Raw genomic sequence first — 18,500 nt, forward strand, 5'->3', positions numbered from 1 at the left:
GATTATATTAAAAAATATAAAAAAAATTTTAAATTAAAGTTTTAAGACATTAAATTATTCATTATAAATAATTTTTCTACTTTTATCAACATCAACACAAACTTTAATTAATAAATCAAAGGAATTACTAATTTTATTAAAAATATCTTTAATTTCGAGTTTATTTGCATCATTTGCAGATAAATCAAAACGAATTGTTGTAGATGCACCTGGCATTGATACTGCAGGAATAGTAATAATTTTCTCATTTTTAAGTAAAATCATACTCCATAAGAAACATAAATCAGTATTAGATAATTTAGTATCAACTTTAGATTTAACTGCATTATAAAGAGATTCTTTAGATACTCTAACACCCGTTGGAGTAGTTTCAAACATATCAAAAGAATCATTTAATAAATTAAATAACTCATCTTTTTTTGAAATAGCTGCTCTAAGATTTTCAGGATTATAATCTTTAAGTGCATTAATCATAGCAAGTATTATTGGTGCTTGAGCTTCAAGACCAAATTCATTAGATTTAGTTTTAACCATATTTACAAGATCTTCACGACCAGCAAGTAATCCCCCACGAGGTCCTTTCATTAATTTATCAGTACTAGTAATTGCAAGATCAGCACCTAATTCACATGCAGGTTTTTGATTAAAAATAGCTGTACGAAGTCTTGCACCACTAGCATCATCAACAAATACAGGAATATTTTTCTCATGAGCCATTTTTATAACTTTTTTAAATGTTTCTTCATCTAGAACCTGATGATCCATAGTTGAACCAGTAATAATTACAAGAGAAGTATTTTCAGGAATATTGAATTTATTAATATCAATGAATTCTTCATAATTAGCACCTACTAAATCACATGCTCTTGTAATAGAAGGATGTGCAGGATGAGCTTTTAAAAAGTGTACTACATTATCTCCTTTTTTAACAAGTGATAAAATTGTAGCAAGAATTCCAGAACTAGTCCTATTTAATGGTACAAGTTTTTCTCCACCCATATGTTTTTTACCAATTTCTTGAATTTTATCTTCAAAAATAGCTGGACCAATATAAGTTTGAAGAAGAGATAATTCATCTTCTGAAGCTAAAAAACCTCCAGAAAGCCCAGTTAAATCATATAATGGAATATCTTCTTTTGATTCAATAATATCTTTAATAATTTTATAAGCTGCTTCTCTTTTTTTAAGTTCATCTAATGAATTTTCTACAATCATAATATCACATAATATAGTTTACTAAAAAAGGCCCCTTCTAAAATATAAATTAAATTTCAATAAATTATAAATATCTTAGTTTTTACTTAATTATTTTAATTATAGATTATTTTTTTAATGAGGCTTTTAAATATTTAAAAAAAATTATATTAATTAAAATAATATCTTATATTTATAATTTATAAAACATTATAGTAATATTTTTAGATTTCAAAAAATAATTAAATGTTAATAATTTAATATATTCTAAATTCTATTAAAAAGATATTTATTTAAAACCTTAATTTTAAATTAAAAAAATATAAGACCACAATAAAAACAAAAACAAAAAACAACTAAATTAAAAAAATATAAAACCACAATAAAAAAAACAAAAACAAACTAACAAAAAAACAAGTAAATTAAAAAAATATAAGATTTTAGAAGAAAATTATTCTTCCAAGAATTCTAATTTAAAATCTTTAAAAGCATCAATTAAAACTTTTAAATCTTTTTCTTTAATATCTACAGATTCAAAATCTTCTCCTTCATTATAGGAGTATTCACCTTGAACAACTTTACCATCAGGATCACAGTAGAATAAAATACTATCACTCATTTCATCAGGGTTTTTAGTAGGTAAAAATACTTCAAATGAAGCACCTAATTGGGAGAAAAATTTATCTTTTTCTTCATCACTTTTTACAACTTTTTTAAATTTTCTCATTCTAGATTTATATTTTTTTTCAGCAGCTTCTTTTAAATCAGCCATATTATCACCATTTTTAAATTATAAATAATTTTTAAGTAAAATAAATTTTAAATTTAAATCTTAATTAGTTTTATTTTTTTACAATATATAAATGTTGTTGTAAATTAAAATTAAAAAATAATTATAAATAAATTCATGAATATAAATTTTAAAATTATATAAAAAATAAGATTTTTAAAATTTTTCTAATTTTTAGAATAAATTTTTTTTAAATTTAATTATTATCCTATTAATTTTTCTAATATTTAGAATAAATTTTTTTAAATTTAATTTTTAAGTATTAATATTATAATTTTATTGAAATTATCAAAATTTTTATAGATAAACTTTCTTAAAATTGATTTTCAAGTATTAACTAAATTTAAAATTTTATAAAAAATAGTTTTCAACAGACATAATATTATTCAAATTATTATAAAATAATAAGATTTCAAAAGGCTCAAAAATATAAATAGAATAATAATTATAAAATTTTAGAAATATAAAAAATATTTTTATTAATCATATAAAGAGTTACCTTCTGAATCCATTGCAACTATTAAAGGTCCAAAAGAATCTACTTCTAATTCCCACATTGCTTCAGGAACACCTAAATCTAACCAAGTAACACTATCTACTTTTCTAACAGAACTAACATATAATGCAGCACATCCACCAGTAGCAACTGCATAAACTGCATTATTTTTTACTAAAGCTTCACGAACAGTATCATCCATTCCACCTTTACCAATTACAAGTCTTACTCCTTTATCAATAACATCTGCTTCATATGGATTCATCCTCATAGAAGTAGTTGGTCCAATAGCTACAACTTCATAATCATTTTCCCCATTTTTTCTTATAATTGGTCCAGCATGAAATATTACATTACCATCTAAACTAAATGGTTCTCCTTCTTCTACAATACGTCTATGAGCTTGATCACGAGCAGTGAATATTGTACCAGAAACATTAATTACATCTCCAACTTTTAAATCTTTAACATCTTCTGAATGAATTGGAGTAGTTAAATCAATCATTAAATCACCACATTTAATACATTATTAAATAATTTAATTTTATAAAAGTTTAATACTTTCTAAAATATATAATAATTACTTAATTAATTTATATAATTTAATAAATATAAAAATTTTTAAAAAGATGATGAATAATATAAAAAATATAAATATTAACAAATTACAAAAAGATATAAATTAAACAAATAAAATTTATTTAATTTAAATTCTAAAATTAATATTGTTATAAAAGTTTAGAGGAAATAAAATGTCAAGTATGAGTAGTGTAGCAAGTTTATCAAAATATATTACCACACTTCCAAATATTAAAACATCCATTATAGGAATAAGTTTAATAAGCTTCATAACAGGAGTTATTATTGATTTATTAAGTCCTCATAAAGGAAATATCTTTATGCAAATAATTGGAAGTGGAGTATTTTATTTTATAATATTTGGTATTAGTGCAATCTTATGTGGTTTTATTAATCAAAAGATTAATCATTCAATGCATGGAATAAACCTTAAAAATAAACATTCTATGTTTTTATGCTTATTAAATTGTGTGGGAATCTGTTTTTTCACAGTCCTAAGTGTAATTATTAGAAATGATCCTAATACATATGTTAGTGCAATAGAATTTGCTTGTATTATTATGTTTTCATTTAGTTTCCTTGTATTTTGGAGTTCAACATTAATTAGCCTTACTAAATCAGCATTCTTAGCATTAATACAACCATTAATAATACTCATATTATTATCTATAAGTAATACTGGTTTAAATCTAATAAGTGTTAATCTTGTAATAATGATGTTTGCTAAAGTATTTATTGGATCTGTTATATTTTTAATTGCAATCTATCTCTTTATTAAAACATCAGCAGCACCATTAAAAAAGAACTTAAACATAAATATGCTTGAATTAATAAGTCTTTTTATTAAACATATGAATGAAGGATCCCATGATTTAGAAAATACCTTATCTTATACTGGTGAAGATATTGATACTAATGTAAGTATCATAAGTTTTAGAAATAAAGAAGGTAAAATAAAATCATTATTTATAAGTCCTTCAGTACATCCTGGACCATTTGGTAATATTGGTGGTGGAAATATGCCTACAAATATTGCAAATAGGTTTGAAGCTTTTACAATGGTTGCTCATGGACCTTCTACACATGACTTTAATCCAACAAGTATTAATGAACTTGATAAAATAGAAGATGCTATAAGAAATGGAATAAATAAAATAGAATATTCCTCTAAAGCTAGTAAATTTATAAGATATAGCAATAAATCTGCAAATATTGGTGTGCAATTCTTTAATGATGGAATAGTATTATTATCCACCTTTGCACCAGAAGGTAGTGACGATATAGAATTTAGTGTAGGACTTACAATGATGGTACAAGCATCTAAAAATTTCAACACAAAATCTGCAATAATAGTTGATTGCCATAACTCATTTACAGAAGAGTCTGGTGGAGTCCTACCAGGTAATCCAAGAGTATTTGAATTATTAGACACTATTGATAAAATTAAAAAAGAAGAAGAATATGATGATATTAAAATTGGATGTAGTCAAAGTTTAATGGAAACACTTGATAAAAATAATGGTGTTGGAGAAAGTGGTGTAAAAACTATGATTATAGATGTTGCAGGACAAAAAACTGCATATATCTTATTTGATTCAAATAATATGGAAATTGGATTTAGAAAAGAAATTCTTGATGAAATTAAAAAACTTGGAATAGATGAAGGAGAAGTAATGACTACAGATACACATTCTGTAAATACCATTTCAAGAGGATACAATCCGATTGGATTATCCAAAAGAGAAACAATAATAAAATATGTTAAACAAACAATTAAAGAAGCATTGGAAGATTTAGAAGAAGTAGAAGTTGGCTGTACAGTTGAAGATATTAAAAATCTTAGAACATTTGGACCAAATAATGCAACTGAACTTATATCAACAATAAGTTCAACTGTACAAATAAGTAAATTTACTGCACCAATTACATTCCTTCTTTCATTATTCTTTATAATATGGTTAGTATTTTAACTAACCAACTATTTTTTTAATTTATTATTCTTTTAAATTTTAACTAGATTTTCCTAATTATTCTTTTATAATTAATATTCTAACTAAAGCATTTTTCCTTAATATTCTTTTATAATTAATATTTTAACTAAACCATTTTCATTAATATTCTAATTAAAAAACCATTTTCCAATTTATTATATGATTAATATTCTAATTAAGAAACTATTTTTAATTTATTTAAAAAAAATAATAATCTATAAATAAGAATAATAAAAAACACAAACAAACATAAAAAACGCAAAAAAACCTAAAATAAAAAAAAACACGAATAAAAACATGAAAAGCCTAAAATAAAAAAAACAAAATTAAAATTAAAAAAAACATGAAAAAAGTTAATAAATACACAAACAAAAATTTAAAAAAATTGAATAAATTTACATAAATGGTAAAAATTTAGCATAACTTAAACAAAGAACCCATAACATAAACCAACCAACTGCAAATGGGAAAATTCCTTTACCAAAATAATCTCTAGAACTTTCAATGTCATCTTGAAATTTATTCATACACCATTTACCAATAAAGTATGCAACAACAATACCTAAAATAGAAGCAAGAACCTCATTTTTAAGACCTAAAGTCCCATAAGAAAACATTGCAGATAAAATTCCACAAATAACACCAGTTATAAGATTAATACCAGTAATTTTTTGAATATTATCCATTTTATTCCTCCAATTATAAAATTAAAAATCTAAAATAATAATTATAATAATAACTAATATCTATAATAATATTATATAATTCTAAGACAAATTTTAAAAAAAAATCGATATAATATTTATACTATTAAGAATATTTATGTAATCATATTTAAAATATGTTATTTAAATATCCAATTATCATATAATTTTTTAAAAATAATAAAAATAGTATATTTTCTAAAAATTTAAATATAAAAATTAAATTATGTTAATAAAAATAAAAAACATTTTAAAAATTTAAATTAATAAGATTATTATGTTTTAATAATTAAAATAAACTTTATAAATTCAATTTAAACTCAAAATTAAATAACATTAAAATTTAATATAAACTATAAAAAACAAGATTTAAAACCAAATATAACTAAAGAAGGATTAAATATGAAAACAATGACTAATGTAGATATCTATGCTATTACTCATGAATTAAACAATCTACTTAAAGGATCTAGAGTTGAAAAATCATATCAACCTACAAAGAATATTGTAGTTATGAAGTTTCACAAAGCAGGGTATGGAAGAATAGATATTGTAATGGAAGCAGGAAAAAGAATACATCAAACACAATATCCTATTAAAAACCCAACACAACCACCATCATTTCCAATGTTACTTAGAAAAAAATTAAGTGGAGCAAATGTAGTAAGTGTTAAACAACATGGTTTTGATCGTATCGTTGAAATTACAATGCAAAAAGAACAAAAATATAGTTTAATTATAGAATTATTCTCAAAAGGAAATATAATATTATTAGACGAAGAAAAAAATATAATAATGCCACTTAAAAGGAAATCATGGAGTAATAGAGATATAAGTTCTAATAAGGAATATAAATATCCTCCAGAAAATACTATAAACCCACTAACCATTAAAGAAGAAGAATTAAAAGAATTATTAAATAATTCTGAAGATGATTTAATTAGGACTCTTGCTAAAAATGGTCTTGGAAGTTTATATGCTGAAGAGATTTTATTAAGAACTAATATTTTAAGAAAAAATAAAAACTTAGATGAAATTGATAAAAAAATTAATCCAAATGATTTAAGTAATTCTGATATTGATGATATTTATGAAAGTTTTAAATTAATATTTGAACCATTAAAAGAAGGTAAAATTAAACCAGAAATTGTTAATGGTAAAAAAGAAGATGTAGTACCTATTGAACTTGAAAAATATCATGATTTTAAACATGAATATTTTGAAAACTTTAATAAAGCATGTGATGAATTTTATTCTAAAAAAATTAATGAAACTATAAGTAATGAAGAAGAAAAAATTTGGAATAAAAAAGTTGGAAAATATGAAAAAAGGCTTAAATTACAAGAAGAAACACTCCAAGGTTTTCATGAAACAATAAAAAAATCACAGAAAAAAGGAGAATTAATTTATTCTAATTATACTGAAATTGAATCCCTTATTAATGTAATTGAAGCTGCAAGAGATAAAGATTATTCCTATAAAGAAATTAATAAAAGACTGAAAAAAGCTAAAAAAGATGGACTTAAAGCAACGAAAAACTTTGTATCACTTGATAAAATGGGGGCTATGACTGTTGAATTTGATAATATACAAATTAATATTGATACACGTAAAAAAATAAATGAAAATGCTGAAACCTACTATGAAAAAGCTAAAAAAGCAAAACATAAAATTAAAGGTGCAAATATAGCTATTGAAAATACTAAAAAACAATTAAAACAAATGCAAGATAAAAAAGAAATAGCTATGAAAAATATTACTACAATTAAGAAAAGAGTTAAAAAAGAATTAAAATGGTTTGAAAAATTTAGATGGTTTATAAGTTCTACAGGTGTCTTAGTAATTGGAGGTCGTGATGCAAATAGTAATGAAAATATTGTAAAAAAACACTTAGACAATAATGATATTTATATGCATGCGGATATACATGGTGCACCATCAATAGCAGTAAAATTACAAGGAAAAGAAATAGATGAACAAACATTAAAAGAATCTGCAATATTCACAGCATCATTTTCATCTGCTTGGAAAGATGGATATTCTACACAAGATGTATATTGGGTAGAACCAGACCAAGTTAGTAAAAGTCCAGAATCTGGAGAATTTTTACCTAAAGGTTCATTTGTTATAAGAGGTCATAGAAACTATGTTCATAGTGCACAATTAAAAATAGCTATTGGAATTGTAGATTATGAAGGAAAAAGAGTTATGGCTGGACCAGAAGATGCAGTAAAAGCAAAAACTAATAAATATGTTTTAATAAAACCTGGTTTTACTAAAAAAGAAGCTATGGCAAAAAGTATATTATCTAAAATAAATGAAGACAATATTCTTGATTTAGATGATATTGTAAAAGTTCTACCAACGGGCAAATGTGATTATTACTAAAAATAGTTTTAAGAATTTATAATTCTTAAAATAAATTTTTAATATCATCAAATATCTGTTAAAATCTTATTTTTTATAATAATATATATTATTTAAGCTTGAAATTAAATTTAAAGTTTTTAAAAAAATAAAAAAAATTTAATTGTCCTAAATATGAAATAATTTTAAAAATAAAATATCAAAGTAATCTTTCTAATTTTTATAAAATAATAAAATTTTTAAGTAATTTAAATTTCTACTTAAAAATAAGAAGTTATAAATAAATTATTAAAGATTTTAAAATTAATTAAAATAATATTTTAATAAAATAAATTAATAAAATATTATTTAAGAATTACTAATTTTTAAAATAAAGAAATAATTAATCTTCATCATTAAAATCTGGAACCTCATAAGTTTCTCCAGGGTTCATAATAACTACATCAATAGATGGATTTAATTGTTTTACAAAATTAGAGAAAACTACAGGATCTTGTTCAATTGCAGGAAATGTATTATAATGCATTGGAATAACTACTTTTGGTGACATCCAATGAGTTGCTAAAGCACCTTCAAAAGGACCCATTGTAAATTTATCCCCAATAGGTACCATAAGTACATCAGGTTTATAAATTCTACCAATAATATTTTCCATATCACTGTATAATCCAGTATCTCCTGCATGATAAATTTTAGTTCCATCTTCAAAAGTAAATAGGAAACTAGCTGCACTACCACCAGGTATACAATTCTCTTCTACAAAATCAATGTCTGATGAATGTTTAGCATCTAACATAGTAATCCTAATATCACGTACTGAAATTGAACCTCCAATATTCATACTAACTGCTTCAATTCCTTGTTTTTGTAAAAATACAGCAAGTTCAGCATTAGTAACCACAACAGGATTATTAACTTCAGCAAGTTCAAGTAAATCCCCAAAATGATCAGAATGTCCATGAGTTAAACAAATAATATCTGGATTTAATTCTTCAACTGGTGTACTACATACAGGATTATTACTAATAAATGGATCTATAAGAATAGTTGTATCACTAGTAATAATTTCAAATGCAGAATGACCTAACCATTTAATTTCCATAATATTCCTCCATAATATTTTAATTAATATTAATTATGGAAATAAAAAAATAAATATTTTTTTAAAAATTTTAATTTTATTAAATCCATTAAGATTATAATAATTTAAAATAAAAATAAATGAATCTTAAAAAAATATTAAAAATAAGTCTTAAAAAGAGAAGTTCATTTAATAATAAAAAAGATTTATTGAAATTTTCAAATTTAGTATAATATTTATTCATAATTTAAAACTAAATAAAATCTAAAAAACTTAATATAAATACATTCAAATAAAAAAATAAAAGATTAATTATTAAATAAATCTTCTTTAACTGGTTCTGCTATATTCCATGTTGATTCAAACATAGATTTAATATCACTAATAGATTTTTTATCAGAATAAACAGCACCATATTGGAACTCTTTATTAGTTTCATCATCAGATACAATTAAAGCATATGAATCATCAATAACTAAATTGATAGCATCTAAAACAGGCATAGTTCTTATTTCAACATTTTTACCAATTAATGAACTAATGACAAGAGCTGTTGATAAATCAGAAGAATCAAAATCTTCAACAATTATTCTAGTATAAACATTTGATAAATTATCTAAAAATTTATGAGACATATCATTTAATGATTTTGTAATTAATAAAATATTATTAACTGCCATAGCAGATAATTTTTCAGATGCTTCTTGAGTTGAAATTCTTCCTTCAGGACTTATAACATAACTTTTAAGAAGTTTTGGAATTGGAAGAGATTCTGGATTATTAGGATCAATTTTAATTTCATCATCATTAGTTTTATTAGGTTTACTTAAGCTAACTGGTTTTGATTCTATATCATTAACTGTATTATCTAACTCAAATGGTTCACCATAAATTTCAGAATCATCTAAATCAAAATCATTATATACTCCATAATCTTCATCATTATCATTTAAATCATGTTGAACTTCAATAAACTCATCACTATTTGGAACATTATAATTAGATGAATTTTGATTATAAATCATTGCTTCATCATTAGTTTTAACTAATTCTTCATCAATTTCATGAGCTTTTTCTGATTCTGGAATTTTAGAAACATCAAAGCCAGTAGACTGTTTCTTAGCTGGACGACGAGTAACTTTTACAGGTCTTTCATAATTAGGTGTAAATTGATAAGTTTTACTTGTATAATTAGATTTAGTAGGTTTTACTTTTAAAACAGCTTTTGACATTACATCACTTGCATCATTAGTATCTTCATAAAAGTTATCAACTTTATTAGTAAGATGTTCTGGTGCATTTTTTAATGAATCAAAATTAAATTCAGGCATACTTTCAACATTTCTTTTATCGAGATTAAAGTTTATACTGTCAGTAATTCCTTTAGAATTTAATTTATTAAGTTTTGTATTAGATTTTGTTGAATCATTTAAAATTTCTTTAGTATTTTCAATAGATATAACATTAGTTGCTTTAATAATTAAATATAACCCGGCGAGAGCTAAAATTAATCCAATTATTAAGATAAATGATTTTAAATAATAAAATATATTCAATATAAAAATTGCTACACCCATAGCAAGTAATAAAAAACCTGAAAAAACTTTTAATAAATCAGCCACAAACTACACCTACATTAACTGTTTTATAAAACAATAATCTAATTAAAATTAAATTAATAATATTTATAACTTATAAACATTTAAAGTTTATTACTATAATTAAAAAAATAGCTAATTTATTGAAAATTTAATAATTTAATAGATAAATAAAACAACATCATTTAATTTAAAAAATAAAAATTAAATTAAAGTAATAATAAAAAATTAAAAACTTGAAAATTTTTTTAAATACTAAAAAATAAAAATTTTTAGATGAAAATTAAGATTTAAAAGAGATTTAAATTAAAAATAATCAAGATATAATTACCTTTTTATTTATAAAATAGTTTAGGTGATTATAAATGAATAAAATAAAATTTTCAATTAAGAAATTAAATAATGAAGAAAATGGTCAAGGAGCTGCAGAATACATCCTATTATTTGGTGGTGTTATTGTAATTGCAATAGCTGCAATATTAATTTATAAATCATACTTCCAAAATAGTGCAAATAAATTAAATGCAAGTTCTGATATGGACAAACTTAGAGAAAACATTTCTGCATAATTAATAAATTAAATACATCTAAATAGACTTAAAAACATTAAGAATTAATAAAAAATATGTGATTAAATGAATATAAAAAAGGATAAAAATGGACAGATAAGTTCAGAACTGATTTTATTAATAGGCCTAACATTAATATTTGTTTTAATTATTGGAAAATTTATTTTTAAATTAAATAATGATATAAATATTAAATTAAAAAATCTTATTGAAATAGGTAGAAATACAACATTAAATAATTTGTAAATAGATATTCTACTTATTAATAAATTTTAAAATTAAAAATCAATATTAAAATCAGCAAAGAAATATCCATTCCATTTATCCATTAATAGAATCAATAATTTTAAAATAAGTTTAAATCTAATTTTAAAGTACTAATAAATTTTTTATAAAAAATAAAAGATAAACTCTATTAAATTTAATTTTAAAATATTAAATACTGTTTAAATTTTTATAAAAAATAGAAATAAGATCTTTAAATAAAACTATCTTATTAAAATTCTTAAAAATTTTAATAAAGACTCCCTAAAATTAAAAAAAAATAAATTAAATCTTAAAATATAGAAATAATTAAAAAAAGAAATAAAAAGATTGAAAAAACAATCTTAAAATTAAAAATTATTCAACTAATTTTCCAAGAATATCTTTCCATGAAGGAGATTGAATATTATCTAATTTCATACTGTTACGTTTAATAGTGAGTAAATGTTGAGGACAAGCTTTAGCACATGCACCACATAAAACACAATAACTTGGATTAATAGAAGATTCATTATTAATAATCTCAATTGCATTACATGGACATACATCTTGACATGCATGACAAGATTCGCCTTTACATACTAATTCAGGATTCCTTAATACCTCACCAATAAATGGTTTGTTAACTTCAACAGCATCTGCAGGACATACAGACTCACACCATCCACAGTTAACACATTTTTGTTCAATAAAGATTGTACCTGTAATTTTAGGTTTTTCAATTTCTTCTTGATGCATACATGTTGAACAAATTGCTTTAATAGCATTTTGAGGACAAGCCCTTTTACATACTTGACAATATACACATTTATCATCAGAAATTTCTATAGTATCTGGAATTCCAAACTCATTATTTGAGCTAATTTTAATTGCTTCAGCAGGACATAATTCTGCACATACTTTACAATAAATACAATCTTCTTCATTAACATCAATAGTACCAATAAGTAAGTCATTACGATTAGGTAATTCTCTTTTAAAGAATATTGAATCCCTAGGACATGCTTCTACACAGTTTTCACAATATAAACAGTCTTCTTCATTAATTTCTGCACCATTATGCCAAACAGGATAATTTTCAATATTAGAAATAAATTCATCATCGATTTTTAAAGATAAAGCATCAAATGGACAAGCACTTGCACATAATCCACATAATACACAATTTTTTGAATTACAAGAAATATAATCCATTTTTAATAAACCACGTGCAATAGGTACAATAGGACCTAATCTTAATGATTCTGTAGGACAAATATCTGCACAAATTCCACATCCTACACATTTATCATTATCATGAATTAATTCCCTACTTTCAACACCTTCTCTTTTAACAAGTGACATGAAAATACCCCTTAATTCTATGCTTTAGATATAGCTTGATTAGGACAGTTTTGAATACATAAATCGCATTCATCACATTTACTATTATCGACAGATACATCACCATCAACATTAGTAAGAGCACCAGATTCACATAATTTTATACATAAACCTTCACCAGGACAATTTTCAATATGTCCACATTTATCTGCATTTATAATAATTGCCATTAAATCACCATAAAAAATTTTCTTAATAATAAATATAACGAAGTGTATATATAAACATGTCGGTTTTATCCTAAATATAAAATAAATTAATCAAGAAGATTACCTTTTTTATCTATTTCACCATTACGTATTCTCGTAGAAGATATAGGAATATTATCATCTGCCAAAACAAAACTCACAACAACAATATCCAAAGGTTTCATGGATTTTTTCTTACGAATTTCATTAATTTCAATTGCTGTAGGTTCTGTTTCTTCAGTAACAACAATTGCATCAAAATCTTCTTCATAAATACTAGGACCATATTTATCTTCTAATTTACATAAGTGAAAATTATCATAATCCTTAAAAAATTTAGATAAATTCTGCATACGTACTTTACAAGGATCAATATCCCCTTTAAGACCACCGAAACTATCAGAAGTAACCCCTATTTCAACAAAATCCCCTAATTGAAAAGCAGTTTCCAATAATTTTCTATGACCATAATGAAACTTATCAAAGGTTCCACCGACAACAACTTTTTTATATCTTTTATTAATCATAAAATCCTTAAATCAATTATTAAAATTAGTATGTAACTTGCTTTATTTAAATTTTTATATATTTAAAAAAATAATTTATAATTTTAATAAAAAATATAAAATAAAAATTAGATATAAATAAATTAATTATCAATAAAACTCATAAATGCAAAATTCTACTCAATATAATCATAAGAATATAAATAAATTAATTATCAATAAAACCAAAATAAAAAAACTAAGCATCAACACATATTAAAAGCAGATTAAAGTTTAATAAAAAATATTCAAACAAGGGATAAAATGTTATATGAAGAAAACATAGTTAAAAAGAAATTAAAAGACATTAATATTCGTTTTGGATTAATCTATCCAAATGTTTATAAAGTAGCTATGTCTTCATTAGGTTATCAAATATTATATAATTTATTAAATGATATTGATGATACCTATTGTGAAAGAATCATTTATCCTAAAACTAGAAGTATTGAATCTAATAGTCCAATGAAAGACTTTGATATTTTAAGTTTTACAATTCAATTTGAAGAAGATTATTTTAATCTAGTAAAAATGCTTGCAGTTTCAGATATTCCATTATATAGTAAAGATAGAACAGATAAAGATCCTCTAATTATAGCAGGAGGTCCATGTGTTACTGCAAATCCTATGCCCCTTAGTCCATTTATTGATATATTTATAATTGGTGAAGGAGAAGTAGTCTTTAATAAGTTTATAGATATTTATAGAAGTTTAGATAATCCTAAAGAACATCTTGAAGAATTTTTAGATCTTGATGGAATTTATATACCTAAATTCAATAATGAAACAGAAATTGCACTTGTAGAAGATATGGATGAATCTTACCACATAAAATATCCAATAGTAATTAATACAGATAATCCTGATTATAAACCAGTGTTTGGAAATGCTATTTTATTAAATGTTTCAAGAGGATGTTCTAGAGGGTGTAGATTCTGTATGTCTGGATATCTATACAGACCAAAAAGAGAAAGTTCACTTGAAAAATTAATAGAAATCAGTGAAATAGCAAGAAAAAACAGCAATCTTAATAGAGTTGCATTAATTGCTCCTTCTGTAAGTGATTACTCCAATATTAATAAATTAACAAATGAATTAAATAAAAGATCTTTTGAAATATCAACACCATCTATGAGAATTGAAACAATTACAAAAGAATCATTAAAATCATTAAAAGAAAGTGGACAAAAAACGCTTACAATTGCACCAGAATCTATATATAAACTTAGACATTCAATAAATAAAGATATCTCAGATGAAAAAATAGACAAAATATGTAATTTAGCAATAGAAATGGGTTTTAATCTAAAACTATATTTTATTATTGGTTTTCCTAATGAAGATAATGAAGATATTAAAGAACTTGCAGAATATATAAAAAGAATTGATTCTAAAAAAAGAAAAGGAATTTCAATAAAATTTAGTATAAATCCATTAATTCCTAAAGCTCAAACACCATTACAATGGGAAGAATATGATATCAATGATATTAAATCAAAGATACGTTATCTTAAACATGAACTTAAAGGAGTAAATGTAAAATTTGATAGTGCTAAAATTGGTTTAAAACAATATGTATTATCTTGTGGAGGAGAAAATATTTCAAAACTTTTAGAATATTCAATTCAAAATAAAATTAATACAAATACTTGGAAAAAATATATTCCTCATTATGATATCTCTGATGAACTTCCATGGTCTAAAATTAATTTAGGATATAATAATGACTTTTTAAAAGAAGAAAGAGAAAAAATCAAAAACAATGAAATAACACCATGGTGTGAAGAATATAAATGTTATAATTGTAAATATAATTGTTTATAATTTATTAAATTATAAATAATATATAAAATATATAATATCAGATTCAAATTAAAAAGTTAAAAAAACTTACAAATATTTATTTAAATTTTTAATAAATTACAGGATTTTCATAATTATAAAATATTATTTATTAAGCCCAATAATTAAGGAAAAGATATAATCTTATTAAAAAATTTTTATAATAAAATTTAAAGATGTGTGAAAATGATTAAAAAAACAAAAAGAACAAAATCAATAGAATTATCACAAATTAGAAAAATGTTTGAAAATACAAACCCAAATGCAATAAATCTTGGAATTGGAGAACCTGATTTTGATGTTCCTGAAAATATCAAAGAAGCAATGAAAAAAGGAATTAATGACGGATTAACACATTATACACCAAACAGAGGTTTTGAAAATCTTAGAGAAGAAATTGTAAAAAAATTAAACAAAGATAACAATATAAAATCAGAAATAAATGATATTATAGTAACTTGTGGAGCAAGTGAAGCATTATATGATTGTTGTCAAGCATTTTTTGAAAAAGGTGATGATATATTAATACCAAATCCTGGATTTTTATCATATGAAGCATGTGTAAAATTATCTGAAGCAAATCCAATAAGTGTAAATACACCAATGGAAAATGATTTTAAACTTAAAGTGGAAGATATACAAGAAGCAATCACACCTAACACCAAAGGATTAATTATAAACTCACCTTCTAATCCAACAGGTGCAGTAATGGATAAAGAAGATATAAAAGGAATAGCTGAATTAGCAACAGATTACAATTTTATAATCATATCTGATGAAATATATGAAAAAATTATTTATGATAATAAAAAACATTATTCACCTGGAGCATATAGTGATAATGTAATTACAATTAATGGTTTTTCAAAAACTTATGCAATGACTGGTTTAAGAATAGCATATATGAGTTCTCCTTCAAATTTAACTAAAGAACTATTAAAAGTACATCAGTATGCTACAGCATGTGCAAGTTCAATATCACAAGTAGGAGCATATGAAGCATTAAAAGGACCACAAGACTCAGTTAAAAAAATGGTTAATGAATTTAATAGAAGAAGAGATCTTATTTTAAGTAGATTAAATGATATGGGATATGAATGTGTAAAAGCAGAAGGTGCATTTTATGTATTCCCTAAAATTGAAAATCCAGAAAAATTCGTTAAAGAAGCTGCAGATGCAGGAGTAATTACAGTACCTGGACTTGCCTTTGGATCTATGGGAAAAGAAAATGTTAGAATGTCTTATGCTAATTCATATGATAATATTAAAAAAGCAATGGATATACTTGAAAAAATATAAAAACATGAATTAAAAAATTAGAGTAAATACTCTAATAAATATTTTTAATAAAAACAAAATAATAATTTATATTTGTTGAACTCTTAGTTTTTATATAATTTAAAGATAATAGATTAAAATTAGATTTAAGAAAGATTATACTAAAAATTAAGAATAATTTCAACAATCTTATTTTTAAAAATAATATTTACTAATTAATATATTCAATTGCTCTTAAAGGTAAATATTCATAATTAAATCATATTTAGATAAAAAATAAAAAAATTAAAAATACTTTTTTTTACAAAATCTAATAAAAATACACAAAAAATAATTTAAAAAAAAACATTTATACAAAATCTAATAAAAATACACAAAAAATAATTTAAAAAAAAAACATTTATACAAAAAATCAATAAAATAAATAAAAAAATAATTTAAAAAAAAACATTTATACAAAAAATCAATAAAATAAATAAAAAAAAATAATTTAAAATTTTTATACACTTAAAAATTAAGTAAAATTATATTATACAATTAAAAAAGAATTCTTTTAAATATTACAAAAAATAAACTAAAAACTAAACAAATTATAGAGAAATAAGAAAAATGAAAAAACAAGAACGGGATAAATACGGTAAAAATGCTGCAATGGTTGGAATTGTAGGTAATAGTTTTCTTACAATATTTAACATAGTTGTTGGAATATTTTCAGGAAGTTATGCTCTTATTGCAGAAGGTGCACATACATTATCTGATGTTGCAACATCAATCATTGCTTTTATAGGGTTTAAACTTGCAAGCAAACCTGCAGATCATGACCATCCATTAGGTCATGGAAGAGCAGAGGCAATAAGTGGTCTTGTAATTGTAATATTCTTAGCAGTAGTTGCATATGAAATTATAAGTGGTGCTATTAGAAAATTATTATTTGCACAAGTATCTACTGTACCATCATATCTTGCAGGTGTTATGGCTGTAATTGGAATATTAACAAATATTGCTATGAGTCAAAAAATCATCTCAATTGGAAAAAGTATAAACAGCCCAGCAATTATAGCAGATGGTAAACACCAAAGAGTAGATTTATTATCCTCCCTTGCAATTGTTATTGGAGTAATTATTGCTCATTTAGGATTTACTAAAATTGATTCTATAATAGGATTATGTATTGGATGTTTAGTTTTAAAAACTGCATATGAAGTTGGAAAAGATAATATTGATAATATTATGGGTAAAGTTCCTTCAGATGAATTAATTAAAGAAATTGAAAAAGTTGGAGATTCAGTAGAAGGTGCAATTGAAATACATGATATTAGAGTTAATTTTTTTGGTTCATATGCTACAGTAACTTGCCATGTTTCTGTAAATCCAGATTTAAGTATTATTGAGGCACATAAAATTACACATGAAGTACAAGACAAAATAGAAAATAATATAGAAATTATCCATGGAGTTACTGCTCATGCATGCCCTTATGGAATAAAATATAATCATGAACAACAATTAGATGAATAAAATACTTATCACAACATAAAACAAATCAAAAAACAATCAGATAAAAATACCCATTAACAAAACTATAAAATAAGCCAAAATCAGATAAAAATACTTATCACAACATAAAGCAA

General features: G+C 23.0%; 16 protein-coding genes. 7 read left to right on the top strand and 9 right to left on the bottom strand.

Annotated elements, in window-relative coordinates:
* Positions 1-54: 54 nt before the first annotated feature.
* From T523_RS05880 to T523_RS05890, 3 genes are all read right to left on the bottom strand, one after another.
* The gene (locus T523_RS05880; RefSeq protein WP_042707997.1) at positions 55-1,215 is read right to left on the bottom strand and encodes a TIGR03576 family pyridoxal phosphate-dependent enzyme; all 1,161 of its coding nucleotides are present in this window, start codon (positions 1,213-1,215) and stop codon (positions 55-57) included.
* Between the two features lie 430 nt (positions 1,216-1,645).
* Entirely contained in the window at positions 1,646-1,966 is a 321-nt protein-coding gene (locus tag T523_RS05885; RefSeq protein ID WP_042707998.1) for a hypothetical protein, read from the bottom strand.
* A 497-nt stretch (positions 1,967-2,463) separates the two neighbouring features.
* The gene (locus T523_RS05890; protein WP_042707999.1) at positions 2,464-2,985 is read right to left on the bottom strand and encodes a FumA C-terminus/TtdB family hydratase beta subunit; all 522 of its coding nucleotides are present in this window, start codon (positions 2,983-2,985) and stop codon (positions 2,464-2,466) included.
* Between the two features lie 247 nt (positions 2,986-3,232).
* Between T523_RS05890 and T523_RS05895 the strand changes: the two genes are divergently transcribed.
* Positions 3,233-5,029: a DUF2070 family protein gene (locus tag T523_RS05895; RefSeq protein ID WP_042708000.1), complete on the top strand. Its 1,797-nt coding sequence runs from the start codon at positions 3,233-3,235 to the stop codon at positions 5,027-5,029.
* Positions 5,030-5,445: 416 nt separating this feature from the next.
* Here the strand turns inward: T523_RS05895 and T523_RS05900 are convergent, their stop codons facing one another.
* Positions 5,446-5,736 carry an EMC6-like membrane protein gene (locus T523_RS05900; RefSeq protein ID WP_042708001.1) on the bottom strand — a complete coding sequence of 97 codons (291 nt, stop codon included), beginning with the start codon at positions 5,734-5,736 and terminating at the stop codon, positions 5,446-5,448.
* A 420-nt stretch (positions 5,737-6,156) separates the two neighbouring features.
* Here T523_RS05900 and rqcH point away from each other — a divergent pair, with 420 nt between their 5' ends.
* The gene (gene rqcH / locus T523_RS05905) at positions 6,157-8,142 is read left to right on the top strand and encodes a ribosome rescue protein RqcH (RefSeq protein WP_042708002.1); all 1,986 of its coding nucleotides are present in this window, start codon (positions 6,157-6,159) and stop codon (positions 8,140-8,142) included.
* 361 nt (positions 8,143-8,503) lie between these two features.
* On the opposite strand, the gene T523_RS05910 is transcribed toward rqcH, so the two are convergent.
* Positions 8,504-9,223: a metal-dependent hydrolase gene (locus T523_RS05910; protein ID WP_042708003.1), complete on the bottom strand. Its 720-nt coding sequence runs from the start codon at positions 9,221-9,223 to the stop codon at positions 8,504-8,506.
* A 287-nt stretch (positions 9,224-9,510) separates the two neighbouring features.
* A complete protein-coding gene (locus tag T523_RS05915) occupies positions 9,511-10,824 on the bottom strand; it encodes a hypothetical protein (protein ID WP_042708004.1) in 1,314 nt (437 codons plus the stop codon).
* Positions 10,825-11,165: 341 nt separating this feature from the next.
* On the opposite strand from T523_RS05915, the gene T523_RS05920 reads away from it, so the two are divergent.
* The gene (locus T523_RS05920; protein WP_394296273.1) at positions 11,166-11,369 is read left to right on the top strand and encodes a class III signal peptide-containing protein; all 204 of its coding nucleotides are present in this window, start codon (positions 11,166-11,168) and stop codon (positions 11,367-11,369) included.
* 66 nt (positions 11,370-11,435) lie between these two features.
* A complete protein-coding gene (locus T523_RS05925; protein WP_042708005.1) occupies positions 11,436-11,615 on the top strand; it encodes a hypothetical protein in 180 nt (59 codons plus the stop codon).
* Between the two features lie 375 nt (positions 11,616-11,990).
* Here T523_RS05925 and fwdF read toward each other — a convergent pair whose 3' ends face one another.
* The 3 genes from fwdF to T523_RS05940 all read right to left on the bottom strand — a co-directional run bounded on the left by fwdF (position 11,991) and on the right by T523_RS05940 (position 13,731).
* Positions 11,991-12,977, bottom strand: coding sequence for a tungsten-dependent formylmethanofuran dehydrogenase subunit FwdF (fwdF, locus tag T523_RS05930; protein ID WP_042708006.1), 987 nt, complete (start codon positions 12,975-12,977; stop codon positions 11,991-11,993).
* A gap of 17 nt (positions 12,978-12,994) precedes the next feature.
* Positions 12,995-13,186, bottom strand: coding sequence for a 4Fe-4S binding protein (locus T523_RS05935; RefSeq protein ID WP_042708007.1), 192 nt, complete (start codon positions 13,184-13,186; stop codon positions 12,995-12,997).
* Positions 13,187-13,272: 86 nt separating this feature from the next.
* The gene (locus T523_RS05940) at positions 13,273-13,731 is read right to left on the bottom strand and encodes a phosphopantetheine adenylyltransferase (protein ID WP_042708008.1); all 459 of its coding nucleotides are present in this window, start codon (positions 13,729-13,731) and stop codon (positions 13,273-13,275) included.
* A 282-nt stretch (positions 13,732-14,013) separates the two neighbouring features.
* Here T523_RS05940 and T523_RS05945 point away from each other — a divergent pair, with 282 nt between their 5' ends.
* From T523_RS05945 to T523_RS05955, 3 genes are all read left to right on the top strand, one after another.
* Complete coding sequence (locus tag T523_RS05945; RefSeq protein ID WP_042708010.1) at positions 14,014-15,573, top strand: radical SAM protein; 1,560 nt, start codon at positions 14,014-14,016, stop codon at positions 15,571-15,573.
* A gap of 204 nt (positions 15,574-15,777) precedes the next feature.
* Positions 15,778-16,890: a pyridoxal phosphate-dependent aminotransferase gene (locus tag T523_RS05950; protein ID WP_042708012.1), complete on the top strand. Its 1,113-nt coding sequence runs from the start codon at positions 15,778-15,780 to the stop codon at positions 16,888-16,890.
* 588 nt (positions 16,891-17,478) lie between these two features.
* Entirely contained in the window at positions 17,479-18,387 is a 909-nt protein-coding gene (locus T523_RS05955; protein WP_042708013.1) for a cation diffusion facilitator family transporter, read from the top strand.
* The last annotated feature ends 113 nt before the right edge of the window (positions 18,388-18,500 follow it).

The sequence above is a fragment of the Methanobrevibacter wolinii SH genome (assembly GCF_000621965.1).
In the GTDB taxonomy this organism is placed as follows: domain Archaea; phylum Methanobacteriota; class Methanobacteria; order Methanobacteriales; family Methanobacteriaceae; genus Methanarmilla; species Methanarmilla wolinii.

Excerpts from the sequence above, each read along its gene's own strand:
- T523_RS05925 (WP_042708005.1), top strand. The coding sequence starts at position 11,436 with ATGAATATAAAAAAGGATAAAAATGGACAGATAAGTTCAGAACTGATT.
- T523_RS05880 (WP_042707997.1), bottom strand. The coding sequence starts at position 1,215 with ATGATTGTAGAAAATTCATTAGATGAACTTAAAAAAAGAGAAGCAGCT.
- T523_RS05940 (WP_042708008.1), bottom strand. The coding sequence starts at position 13,731 with ATGATTAATAAAAGATATAAAAAAGTTGTTGTCGGTGGAACCTTTGAT.
- T523_RS05895 (WP_042708000.1), top strand. The coding sequence starts at position 3,233 with ATGTCAAGTATGAGTAGTGTAGCAAGTTTATCAAAATATATTACCACA.
- T523_RS05945 (WP_042708010.1), top strand. The coding sequence starts at position 14,014 with ATGTTATATGAAGAAAACATAGTTAAAAAGAAATTAAAAGACATTAAT.
- T523_RS05885 (WP_042707998.1), bottom strand. The coding sequence starts at position 1,966 with ATGGCTGATTTAAAAGAAGCTGCTGAAAAAAAATATAAATCTAGAATG.
- T523_RS05935 (WP_042708007.1), bottom strand. The coding sequence starts at position 13,186 with ATGGCAATTATTATAAATGCAGATAAATGTGGACATATTGAAAATTGT.
- T523_RS05900 (WP_042708001.1), bottom strand. The coding sequence starts at position 5,736 with ATGGATAATATTCAAAAAATTACTGGTATTAATCTTATAACTGGTGTT.
- T523_RS05890 (WP_042707999.1), bottom strand. The coding sequence starts at position 2,985 with ATGATTGATTTAACTACTCCAATTCATTCAGAAGATGTTAAAGATTTA.
- rqcH (WP_042708002.1), top strand. The coding sequence starts at position 6,157 with ATGAAAACAATGACTAATGTAGATATCTATGCTATTACTCATGAATTA.
- T523_RS05955 (WP_042708013.1), top strand. The coding sequence starts at position 17,479 with ATGAAAAAACAAGAACGGGATAAATACGGTAAAAATGCTGCAATGGTT.
- T523_RS05910 (WP_042708003.1), bottom strand. The coding sequence starts at position 9,223 with ATGGAAATTAAATGGTTAGGTCATTCTGCATTTGAAATTATTACTAGT.
- fwdF (WP_042708006.1), bottom strand. The coding sequence starts at position 12,977 with ATGTCACTTGTTAAAAGAGAAGGTGTTGAAAGTAGGGAATTAATTCAT.
- T523_RS05920 (WP_394296273.1), top strand. The coding sequence starts at position 11,166 with ATGAATAAAATAAAATTTTCAATTAAGAAATTAAATAATGAAGAAAAT.
- T523_RS05950 (WP_042708012.1), top strand. The coding sequence starts at position 15,778 with ATGATTAAAAAAACAAAAAGAACAAAATCAATAGAATTATCACAAATT.